Below are 10,000 nucleotides of genomic sequence, written 5' to 3' on the forward strand. Positions count from 1 at the left end.
TTTTCTGTAGTTTACTATATTTTCGACGTTCTAAATATGTTGGGATACCTGAATACTTGTAAAGCATTGAAATAAGTATCACCATTAAAGAAAGAGAGCCAATACCTAATAGAAAAAGATAGATTGCTATAAAAATTTGTGCAAATATGTTCATTTGTCAAGTTTGTTTTACAAACACTAACATTCAGCTTTTCCCTTTTTGCGGAATTTTGGTTTAAGCTGTTTGCTAACTTGTTTATAAATATGACGCAGTCATACATATCTCAATATTTATGGTTAGATATGTATGATAAACATCATACTTTTTTGTTTTTCAAATATAATAAAATCTTTACAAAACGTGCCGTATAAAAACAAAAAAACTCCGATTTGCATCGGAGTGATTTTTTCTAAACTAACCCTAACTAAATGAGAATTTTATTCTTATTACAGTGCAAATATCCGATGATTTTTTGAAATCTAATGTTAAGGTTATGTTATTCTTATGTTATTGATTACTAAATTTTTACGAAAACGTTTTTTCTGTAAAAAATCAATTACAAATCATTATTTTTTGTCTTGTAAAGCAAAAACCTTTTTTAATAAATCGGAACTTCTTGCGGTTAAATTTGTGCGAATATCTTTCTCTTCTACAGCAATCATTTTGAAAACACCTTCCATAGCTTTGTTTGTAGTGTAATCGGTTAAATCTGGATTCACTTTGGTTACTAATGGAATGGCGTTATATTTTGTAATGATGTTGGTCCAAACTTTATCAGCACCTACTTTGGCAAACGAATTTTTAATCACAGGATTAAATTTTGCATACAAAGCAGTAGAAGTGGTGTTTTGTAAATAAGTCGTAGCCGAACTTTCATTACCCATCAAAATGTTTTTGGCATCATTAAAAGTCATTTGTTTTACAGCATCAACGAAGATTGGAGTCGCTTCTTTTACCGCTTCTTCTGCAGCACGATTTAAGACTTTCAATCCTTCATCGGCTAATTTACTCATCCCTATTTGGCGTAATTTTTTATCTACCACTTGTAATTCTTGCGGTAATAAAATTTTAACAGCTTCATTCTTAAAAAAGCCATCGGTTGCAGTTAATTTCGAAACTTGTTTTGTGATTCCATTATTCAAAGCTTCTTTTAATCCGTTTCCTATTTCGGCTTGGCTCAAGATTCCAGTTCCTTGTGGTAATTGGTCTAATACTTGTTGCATTTCGGCACATCCAAATAAACTAAAAACAAATAAACTTAATACGATTTTTTTCATGATAAATATTTTGTCAACTATTAGACAAAGATAGTGCCAATTTTTATCACAATTAATTCAAAATTTTGAATGAAATAAAATTATTAAATTCGTAAATTGCACCCTTTAAAACGAACAAAAATTACATATGGAACTACAAACTCCTTATATTCCTAAAAATAAAGTAAGAATTGTGACCGCAGCGTCACTTTTTGATGGACACGATGCAGCCATTAATATCATGCGTAGAATTATTCAAGCTACTGGTGTTGAGGTAATTCACCTTGGACATGATAGAAGTGTGGAAGAAGTTGTAAATACTGCTATTCAAGAAGATGCAAATGCAATAGCAATGACATCTTACCAAGGTGGTCATAACGAATATTTCAAATACATGTACGATTTGCTTAAAGAAAAAGGAGCAGGTCACATCAAAATATTTGGTGGAGGTGGAGGTGTAATTTTACCTTCTGAAATCTCAGAATTACACGAATACGGAATCGAAAGAATTTATTCTCCAGATGATGGTCGTGCCATGGGATTACAAGGGATGATTAACGATTTAGTGCAACGTTCCGATTATCCAATTGGTGATAAACTTACGGGAGAATTATCGCATATCGAAGAGAAAAACCCAACTGCAATTGCAAGATTGATTTCGGCAGCTGAGAATTTTCCAGAAATTGCAAAGTCGGTTTTTGATGAAATTCACCAAAAGAATGAAACGTCAAAAATCCCAGTTTTAGGAATTACAGGAACTGGTGGTGCAGGAAAATCATCGTTAGTAGACGAATTAGTGCGTCGTTTTTTAATTGATTTCCCAGAAAAAACCATCGGATTAATTTCGGTTGACCCATCAAAACGTAAAACAGGTGGCGCTTTGTTAGGTGATAGAATTCGTATGAATGCCATCAACAATTCTCGTGTTTACATGCGTTCGCTAGCAACTCGTCAATCAAATTTAGCATTATCGAAATATGTGGCTGAAGCGATTCAAGTATTGAAAGCAGCAAAATATGATTTAATTGTTTTAGAAACTTCAGGAATTGGGCAATCAGATACCGAAATTATGGACCATTCTGATGTTTCGTTATATGTAATGACACCAGAATTTGGAGCAGCAACTCAGTTAGAAAAAATCGATATGTTAGATTTTGCTGATTTAGTAGCATTGAATAAATTCGACAAACGTGGTGCATTAGATGCAATTCGTGATGTAAAAAAACAATACCAACGCAATCACAATCTTTGGGATGTAGATACCGATAAAATGCCAATTTTTGGAACTATCGCATCGCAATTCAACGATCCAGGAATGAATACGCTTTACAAATCTATCATGGATAAGATTGTAGCAAAAACAGGAGCGGATTTGAAATCGACTTTCGAAATTACGCGTGAAATGAGCGAGAAAATTTTCGTAATTCCGCCTCACAGAACTCGTTATTTATCTGAAATTGCTGAAAACAATAGAAAATACGACGAAACAGCACTTTCTCAAGTAGAAGTAGCTCAAAAATTATATGGAATTTTCAAAACTGTTGAATCAGTTAATGGAAATGTACCACAATTAGACAAAGCTGGAATTGTTGAAAGTTCTTTAAAAATTACTGCTGATAACAAAGATTTTGTTTCGTTATTGACTAAAGAATTCGACCGCGTAAAAATGAATTTGGATCCATACAATTGGGAAATCATTTTAACTTGGGACGAAAAAGTAAATAAATACAAAAATCCGGTTTATAGTTTTAAAGTTCGTGATAAAGAAATCAAAATCGCAACGCATACCGAATCGTTATCACATTCTCAAATTCCAAAAGTAGCGTTACCAAAATACCAAGCTTGGGGCGATATCTTAAAATGGAATTTACAAGAAAACGTACCAGGAGAATTCCCATTCGCATCAGGATTATATCCATTCAAACGCGAAGGAGAAGATCCAAGTAGAATGTTTGCCGGAGAAGGAGGGCCAGAAAGAACCAACAAGCGTTTCCATTATGTTTCTGCGGGATTACCAGCAAAACGTTTATCAACCGCTTTTGACTCCGTAACGTTATATGGAAATGATCCACACGTTCGACCAGATATTTATGGGAAAATTGGAAATGCAGGAGTTTCGATTTGTTGTTTAGACGATGCTAAGAAATTATATTCAGGTTTCGATTTAAGTCATCCGTTAACTTCGGTTTCGATGACAATTAATGGTCCAGCACCAATGTTGTTAGGATTCTTTATGAATGCTGCCATCGATCAAAACTGTGAAAAATATATCATTGAAAACGGTTTACAAGATGAAGTTGAAGCTAAAATCAATGAAATTTACAAGAAAAAAGGAGTAGAACGTCCAAGATATCAAGGTGCTTTACCAGAAGGAAATAATGGTTTAGGTTTGATGCTTTTAGGAGTAACTGGTGACCAAGTTTTACCTTTAGAGGTTTACCAAGATATCAAAGTAAAAACGTTAGCACAAGTTCGTGGAACGGTTCAAGCGGATATTTTAAAAGAAGATCAAGCGCAAAATACTTGTATTTTCTCAACGGAATTTGCTTTACGTTTAATGGGAGATGTTCAAGAATATTTCATCAAACAAAATGTTCGTAATTTCTATTCGGTTTCTATTTCTGGATATCATATTGCTGAAGCGGGTGCGAATCCAATTACGCAGTTAGCTTTCACGTTAGCAAATGGTTTTACTTATGTGGAATACTATTTGAGTCGCGGAATGAACATCAACGATTTCGGTCCGAATTTATCGTTCTTCTTCTCAAACGGAATTGATCCAGAATATGCGGTAATTGGTAGAGTAGCGCGTAAAATTTGGGCGAAAGCTTTAAAAAATAAATACGGAGCGAACGAAAGAGCACAAATGTTGAAATACCACATTCAAACTTCTGGACGTTCATTACACGCACAAGAGATTGATTTCAATGACATTCGTACGACTTTACAAGCGTTATATGCAATTTACGATAACTGTAACTCGTTACACACGAATGCTTACGACGAAGCGATTACAACACCAACAGAAGAATCAGTGCGAAGAGCAATGGCAATTCAGTTGATTATTAATAAAGAGTTAGGTTTAGCGAAAAACGAAAATCCTATTCAAGGTTCGTTTATTATTGAAGAATTAACCGATTTAGTGGAAGAAGCTGTTTTACAAGAATTTGACAGAATCACAGAACGTGGCGGAGTTCTTGGTGCAATGGAAACCATGTACCAACGTTCTAAAATTCAAGAAGAATCATTGTATTATGAAACGTTGAAACATACGGGAGAATTCCCAATTATTGGGGTAAATACGTTCTTGAGTTCTAAAGGTTCACCAACAGTTATACCAGCTGAGGTTATTCGTGCAACAGAGGAAGAAAAACAATATCAAATTGATATGTTAAATAATCTGCATAAGAGAAATTCTGACAAGGTTGAAGAACAATTAAATGTAATTCAAGAAGCTGCTATCAACAACCAAAACATTTTCGAAAAATTAATGGATGCTACGAAAGTGTGTTCGTTAGGACAAATTACCAGCGCATTGTTTGAGGTGGGTGGTCAGTATAGAAGAAATATGTAAAATTTTAAATATTTTAAATAAAAAACCTTCCATTTGGGAGGTTTTTTTATTTTTGAAACATGCAACCAATCATAAAAACCTTTCCAACAACAAAATTCATCGGAATGAATAGTCAATTTTCTTATTCAGATTATCGAATAGGGGAGTTGTGGGGAAAATTTATGCCTAGAAGAAATGAAATTCAAAATGCTTTTGGTACTGATTTATTTAACATTCAAATCAATCCTGAAAATTTTGATTTCAATCCACAAACTGAATTTGTAAAATGGGCTGTTGTTCCTGTGTCAGATTTTGATTTTATTCCTGAAGCAATGCAGTCATTAATTGTTGAGGAAGGTTTGTATGCTGTTTTCAATCATATTGGAGATGCTTCAAAAGCAAGAGAAACATTTGGTTATATTTTTGGTGTTTGGCTGCCAAATTCCGGATATGAATTAGATAATCGACCTCAATTTGAAATTTTAGGAGAAAAATACAAAAATAATGCTCCCGATTCTGAAGAGGAAATTTGGATTCCAATCAAAAAGAGAATTTAATATTCGCCATCCACATAAAACCATTTCCCATTTTCCAATTTAAAAGTAGAATGTTCATAATGGACTTGCGCTTTTAAATTTTCATCTAAATAATACGCTTTGAAAGTTACCGTGTTTTTAGTTGAAGCCAAAACTTCTAGCTTTAACCATTTGTTGGCTTGACTCCAAGCTAAAATATCTTTTTTGTTGTGGTAGCGTCTTTTAGAAATGTGAGTAGTGTTTACCAAATAATCAGCGGCACCTGTTGCAAAAGCACTGTAACGAGAACGCATTAATTTTTCGGCAGTTGTGGCATTGGCAATTCCTTTAATATAAGGTTCGCAACAGTCTTGAAAAGGAATAGAATTTCCGCAATAACAATTTGGCATAAATTATTGTTTAGTTTCATTGAACTTTCTAGTAATCTCTTTCAATTTTTCGGCGCGAGCATTCTTTTTAGCTTTTTCTTTTGCTTGCTCTTTGTGCAATTTATCGTTGTGTGCTTTAATATTTTTTGGATTATTTCTTCCCATTTTACAAGCTTTTTTGAAGTTTCAAAGATAAGAAAATAAAGTGTGATAAATTTTTGGCACAACAATTGGTTATATCTATATAGGAAAACATTTAAAAATTAAAGATTATGAAGAAAATTACTTTATTGATAGCTTTTATCGGGATGATAACACTACAAAGTTGTACAGTTAACGAAGTTCAAGATAATGTGGATAACGATACTATAAGCGAGGTTTTTGAATTGAGAAATGTCAATTTTAGTTACAATAGTTCAACTGGAGGATATTTTATTTATAGAACTTTAAATCCTCAAATTTATGCTTCTGATAATATATTAATTTATAGAATGTCGGATGTTATAGATTCAAATACTCCTGTTTGGCAATTGATTCCTCGAACATTATATTTGAGTGGAGGAGATGAATTAGATTATGATTATGATTTTAGTAGAGAAGATTTTACTATTTATGCAGATGGTACTTATAATTTAGCAAGTACACCTCAGTATATCAATAATCAAACCTTTAGAATTGTAATTATTCCAGGTTATTTTTCTAATAGAAGTGCGCAACAAATCGATTTTAATGATTATGATGCGGTAATACAAGCTTACGGAATTAATCCGAATAATATTAAAAGTCTTTAAATATAAAGAGCTATCCAATCCGATAGCTCTTTTTTTATACCGATATTTTATCCAACTTTAAATAACCAATGTGTTTTTCATCTTCTGAAATTACATTGGTTTTTGTTATTTTCAAACGATACTGCGATTTGAATTTATCCGAAAGAATTTCTTCAATATTGTGAATATCATCAACATCAACTCCATATTTATCATCAATATGTGATTCGGCTCCTTTGAAACCAAAATGTTTATAGAAAGTAGTTTGTTTGGCTTTCTTAATTGCTTCGGCTTTTGTTTTAGCAACAACTAATACTTTATAATGGTATTCTTCAAATTCGCCTTCTTTGTAACCGCCTAAGTTTAAAAAGAATAATTGCTCTTCTTGTTCTAATTTTCCGTCATTAAAAATTATTTCAATTGCAAATCCATCAACAGAAGTTACTTTTTGCCACGCATCGATATGGATTCTTCCTTTAGCTTCAGGCCAAAAAGCATTCATGTCTGGAATTAATTCTTTTAAACTACTTCCAATGCCAAAAAAGATGTCATGTTGTTCGGTATAGCGTCCTTTTGGAGTACATCCCAATATTATCATGTATAAATTTGATGTTTTCATAATGTAAAAGTAGTAAAAAATATTTTTACCCCTAAAAAAATAGGGGTATTTGTAAAAATATTTAAAAAAATTATATATTTGCATAACTTTTCAAGGGTATAACTTTAAACACACACAACTTATGTCAACATTTCGTTTTCAAGCTTTAAGAAAAGCAACCGACAGAAAACCAGTTCATGTAGAGGAATTGGATAGAAAATCAGCTATTTTTGGTAGTAATGTTTTTGGAGATAAAGCGATGCGACAGTTTTTAACACCAGAGGCTTACAAAGCTGTTAAAGCTGCTGCTGAAGGAGTAAAAATCGACCGAAAAATTGCCGATTATATTGCATTGGGAATGAAAGAGTGGGCATTATCAAAAGGAGTAACTCATTACACGCACTGGTTTCAACCATTAACTGGAACCACTGCGGAAAAGCACGATGCTTTCTTCGAAACATTTCCTGATGGAAGTGATCCAGTAGAAAAATTTGGCGGAAGTCAATTGGTACAACAAGAACCAGATGCGTCTTCTTTTCCAAATGGAGGAATTCGTAATACATTTGAAGCTAGAGGATATACTGCTTGGGATCCAACATCTCCAGCTTTTATCTTTGGGACTACTTTATGTATTCCAACAGTTTTCGTTTCGTACACAGGTGAAGCATTAGATAACAAAACGCCTTTACTAAGAGCGTTACATGCTATCGATTCTGCAGCAATTGACGTTGCAAGATATTTCGATAAAAACGTAAAAAGAGTAACACCAACTTTAGGTTGGGAACAAGAATATTTCTTAGTTGACTCAGCTTTAGCCAACTCAAGACCCGATTTATTAGCAACTGGAAGAACTTTATTAGGTCACACTGCTGCAAAAGGGCAGCAATTAGACGACCATTATTTTGGTTCGATTCCTACTAGAGTTTTAACGTATATGCGTGATTTAGAAAACGAATGTATGTTATTAGGAATTCCAGTTAAAACGCGTCACAACGAGGTAGCTCCTAACCAATTTGAGTTAGCACCTATCTTCGAAGAAACGAATTTAGCGGTAGACCATAACTCATTATTAATGGACGTAATGCAAAAAGTGGCAGAACGTCACGATTTTAAAGTGTTATTCCATGAAAAACCATTCAAAGGAGTTAATGGTTCGGGTAAACATAACAACTGGTCATTAGCTACTGATACTGGAATCAACTTATTATCTCCAGGAAAAACACCAATGAGCAACTTACAATTCTTAACGTTTTTCATCAATACGATTAAAGCGGTTCATGATTATGAAGAATTGTTAAGAGCATCAATTGCTTCTGCAAGTAACGACCACCGTTTAGGAGCGAATGAAGCACCACCAGCAATTATTTCAGTTTTCATTGGTGACGCACTTTCAAAAGTGTTAGAAGAATTAGAAGGAGTTTCAAAAGGGAAATTATCTCCAGAAGAAAAAACCGATTTAAAATTAAACGTTGTTGGTAAATTACCAGACGTAATGTTGGACAATACCGACAGAAACAGAACGTCTCCATTTGCTTTTACAGGAAATAAATTTGAGTTTAGAGCCGTTGGTTCTTCTGCTAACTGTGCGGTTTCGATGACGACTTTAAATACAATTGTAGCAAAACAATTAAAAGATTTCAAAATTGAAGTAGATGCTTTAATCGAGAAAAACGATTTAAAGAAAGACGAAGCCATTTTCAACGTATTAAGAGAATATATTAAGCAAACGAAAACTATCCTTTTTGAAGGCGACGGTTATAGCGAAGCTTGGGAAAAAGAAGCTAAAAAACGCGGTTTAAGTAATCACAAAACAACACCACAAGCATTAAAAGCGAAAGTTTCTAAAAAAGCAATTGCATTGTTTGGAGAAATGGGAGTAATGAATCATGTTGAGGTTGAATCACGTTACGAAATTGAATTAGAAGAATACGTGAAAAAAATCCAAATCGAAGGTCGAGTTTTAGGTGATATCGCTCGTAATCATGTGGTTCCTACGGCTATTCGTTACCAAAATGTGTTAATTGAAAACGTAAAAGGATTAAAAGAAATTTTCGGAAAAGACTTTGAAAAAATCGCTAAAGAACAAATTTCGTTAATCAAAGAAATTTCTGAACACATTGAAGGTATCAACACGAAAGTTGAAAAAATGACCGAAGAACGTAAAAAAGCAAATGCCTTAACGAGCACAGAAAAAATGGCAGACGCTTATTGTGATAAAGTAAAACCATACTTCGAAGAAATTCGTTACCACGCTGACAAATTAGAATTGTTAGTAGACGACGAACTTTGGACGCTAACAAAATACAGAGAGTTGTTATTTACGAAGTAATTAATTAAAAAAGAAAATCCCAATCGAAAGATTGGGATTTTTTGTTTGCAACTTGATAATAATAATTTACCCCTAAATTAACTAACCAAGTGCTTAAATTTATTTGCAATGATTTGTTTGATACATTGCAAAGATTGTTAGTAAAATAATTTAACCCCTTAAATTATTTCGCACTAACGATTTCAAAACTATAAAAAAGCAGAAATAGTTTTGAAAAGCTTTCAAATTTAGATAAGTCAAAATTAAGAGGTTTTATTGGAGTGGTTGCTGTAGTTTTTCTGCATATTTTTACTAAAATGTATTTTTTTTTCAGCTTTTCAGAAAAAAAAAGTCTAGCAAAAGCTAGACTAGTAAATTTTTAGAAATAATAGTAATATTAAATTTTACTGATTGCTGTTTCGTATTTAACATTCACTATGTTCCAATCAATTACGTTGAAAATAGCGGTTAAATATTCATTACGTTTGTTTTGATAGTGTAAGTAGTAGGCGTGTTCCCAAACATCAATAGCTAAAATGGGAGTGCCTCTAACTTCTGCGTTTGGCATTAGTGGATTATCTTGATTAGCGGTACTAGTCACGGCTAATTTTCCATCACGAGTAACTACTAA

General features: G+C 33.1%; 9 protein-coding genes. 4 read left to right on the forward strand and 5 right to left on the reverse strand.

Annotated elements, in window-relative coordinates; translation table 11 throughout:
- Window positions 1-546: 546 nt before the first annotated feature.
- Window positions 547-1,257, reverse strand: a complete 711-nt coding sequence (locus tag LDL23_RS05410) for a DUF4197 domain-containing protein (protein WP_291264798.1) — start codon at window positions 1,255-1,257, stop codon at window positions 547-549.
- Window positions 1,258-1,384: 127 nt separating this feature from the next.
- On the opposite strand from LDL23_RS05410, the gene LDL23_RS05415 reads away from it, so the two are divergent.
- Both LDL23_RS05415 and LDL23_RS05420 read left to right on the forward strand, forming a co-directional pair.
- Window positions 1,385-4,810, forward strand: a complete 3,426-nt coding sequence (locus tag LDL23_RS05415; RefSeq protein WP_291264799.1) for a methylmalonyl-CoA mutase family protein — start codon at window positions 1,385-1,387, stop codon at window positions 4,808-4,810.
- 59 nt (window positions 4,811-4,869) lie between these two features.
- Window positions 4,870-5,346 (forward strand): GyrI-like domain-containing protein, encoded by a 477-nt coding sequence (locus tag LDL23_RS05420; RefSeq protein ID WP_291264800.1) that lies wholly within the window; start codon window positions 4,870-4,872, stop codon window positions 5,344-5,346.
- On the opposite strand, the gene LDL23_RS05425 is transcribed toward LDL23_RS05420, so the two are convergent.
- Both LDL23_RS05425 and LDL23_RS05430 read right to left on the reverse strand, forming a co-directional pair.
- Window positions 5,343-5,714: a YchJ family metal-binding protein gene (locus tag LDL23_RS05425; RefSeq protein ID WP_291264801.1), complete on the reverse strand. Its 372-nt coding sequence runs from the start codon at window positions 5,712-5,714 to the stop codon at window positions 5,343-5,345. The two genes, LDL23_RS05420 and LDL23_RS05425, sit on opposite strands and share 4 nt — an antisense overlap.
- Window positions 5,715-5,717: 3 nt before the next feature.
- Complete coding sequence (locus LDL23_RS05430) at window positions 5,718-5,858, reverse strand: hypothetical protein (protein ID WP_291264802.1); 141 nt, start codon at window positions 5,856-5,858, stop codon at window positions 5,718-5,720.
- Between the two features lie 107 nt (window positions 5,859-5,965).
- Between LDL23_RS05430 and LDL23_RS05435 the strand changes: the two genes are divergently transcribed.
- On the forward strand, window positions 5,966-6,484 hold the full coding sequence (locus tag LDL23_RS05435) for a hypothetical protein (RefSeq protein ID WP_291264803.1): 519 nt from the start codon (window positions 5,966-5,968) through the stop codon (window positions 6,482-6,484).
- A gap of 34 nt (window positions 6,485-6,518) precedes the next feature.
- On the opposite strand, the gene LDL23_RS05440 is transcribed toward LDL23_RS05435, so the two are convergent.
- Window positions 6,519-7,082, reverse strand: coding sequence for a DUF1543 domain-containing protein (locus LDL23_RS05440; RefSeq protein WP_291264804.1), 564 nt, complete (start codon window positions 7,080-7,082; stop codon window positions 6,519-6,521).
- Between the two features lie 121 nt (window positions 7,083-7,203).
- On the opposite strand from LDL23_RS05440, the gene LDL23_RS05445 reads away from it, so the two are divergent.
- Window positions 7,204-9,390 (forward strand): glutamine synthetase III, encoded by a 2,187-nt coding sequence (locus LDL23_RS05445; protein ID WP_291264805.1) that lies wholly within the window; start codon window positions 7,204-7,206, stop codon window positions 9,388-9,390.
- Window positions 9,391-9,766: 376 nt separating this feature from the next.
- Here LDL23_RS05445 and LDL23_RS05450 read toward each other — a convergent pair.
- Window positions 9,767-10,000, reverse strand: a 234-nt coding sequence (locus tag LDL23_RS05450; RefSeq protein WP_291264806.1) for a superoxide dismutase, incomplete at its 5' end; no start/stop codon positions are given.

This window comes from Flavobacterium sp. (assembly GCF_020217025.1).
Lineage (GTDB): Bacteria > Bacteroidota > Bacteroidia > Flavobacteriales > Flavobacteriaceae > Flavobacterium.